The organism is Candidatus Symbiopectobacterium sp. (assembly GCF_020054415.1).
GTDB lineage: Bacteria > Pseudomonadota > Gammaproteobacteria > Enterobacterales > Enterobacteriaceae > Symbiopectobacterium.
Genome location: NZ_JAHWCO010000281.1, coordinates 1 through 1292, shown reverse-complemented (window position 1 = coordinate 1292; position 1292 = coordinate 1). Strand labels below are relative to the sequence as shown.

The window sequence follows — 1292 nt, the reverse complement described above, 5'->3', positions numbered from 1 at the left end:
TGTCCACTCTGAGCCACGTACATCCCGGTACTTGTCGGTCATGGTTGCTGATTTATGCCCTAATAGTTTTTGTGCGTAGTCTTTCCCTTTCTCTTCAGTATATAAGCGAGCTGACAAACTTCTGATTTCATGAAAAGAGGGAGCAGTGCCTTCCCATTTCAAACCTGATCCACGACGCGCTTTCATAAATGCTTCAGATAATGTTCTCTTAGCGAGAACACTGTGTTTTTCATCCGCCACAATGTGAGATTTACCATTATTTAATATTCTTAATTGCTGAAGCACATCTAAAAGGGAAAGATTCAGACATTCAAGGCGGGTTGTTTCCGCGATGGCCAACATCATGCCTGTTTTTTCTTGTCTGACGTAAAGACGTCCATCCCGGTAATCACTCCAGCACATGCCCTGAACATCGCTTAGGCGTTGTCCTGTGAGTAGAGCCAGGTCAAGGCAGGGGCCAACCCATGCGGGTAATTTATCTGCTGCTTTACGGATAGCCTTCCAATCGTCCAACGTTATCCGCTCGCGTTGAATGTCTACACGCTGGTTGCGCGTAGCTTCGGCTGGATTGCTTTTGGTGACCCCTTCAGCAATGGCCTCACGAAACAAGTCAAACAGCAATGTTCTGATGCGGTTTGCCATTGTCGGTTTTCCTGCCTTTACCCACTGATTAAGGAACGAGGCAATGTCTTTGGTTTCTACTTTATGAATAGCAAACTCACCTAAATGGGCGTTAACGGCTTTCAGGTATTTATTGTACTCGTTCATCGTTTTCGGCTTGAGTTTCCGTCCTTCGAGTATCGTCAGATAGCGTTCAGTCTATTCGCTAACTGTGGTCGCCTGTGTGTCGTTGATGCGGTCAACGAGCGGTGATTGTTTTGATGAGCCATAAATCGCCATATTAGCGGCGATGGCTTGTGTAATGGCCTCCTGTCGATGGCGGCCCAGGCCATACTCTTTTCCGGTGCGCGGGTCGCGGTAGCAAAAATAGCCGCCATTGCGCGGTTGCAGGTTTGGCGGCAAATCGCGGTTCTTATGGCTTCTCCGGCGTGCCATGTCTTATCCTCGATAACAGGGTGGGGTGAAGGGCGCTGGATGGGGCAATGTTTTTGTTCTGGGTGAGCTTGCAGGCATTTTCGTCAACCAGGTACTCGCGCCCATCTCGTATCGGTGCGGGAAAAATCATTCCGCTCCTGACCAATCGCCTGACGGTTTCCATACAACGCGGACGGGGTTGCCGCCGATTCCACTCGGATAAGGTGATGTATGCCATTATTTACCTCTGCTAAAAT

Annotated in this window: 3 protein-coding genes; all 3 read right to left on the bottom strand. The window is 49.0% G+C overall.

What is annotated here, in order from left to right; translation table 11 throughout:
• Positions 1–801 (bottom strand): tyrosine-type recombinase/integrase (locus QZ506_RS08055; RefSeq protein WP_291970269.1); only part of this gene is annotated, 801 nt, incomplete at its 3' end.
• An 18-nt stretch (positions 802–819) separates the two neighbouring features.
• Positions 820–1056 (bottom strand): phage integrase Arm DNA-binding domain-containing protein, encoded by a 237-nt coding sequence (locus tag QZ506_RS08050; protein ID WP_291970265.1) that lies wholly within the window; start codon positions 1054–1056, stop codon positions 820–822.
• Complete coding sequence (locus tag QZ506_RS08045; protein ID WP_291970267.1) at positions 1034–1219, bottom strand: excisionase; 186 nt, start codon at positions 1217–1219, stop codon at positions 1034–1036. Before QZ506_RS08045 ends, QZ506_RS08050 begins: the two co-directional genes overlap by 23 nt.
• Positions 1220–1292 lie beyond the last annotated feature (73 nt).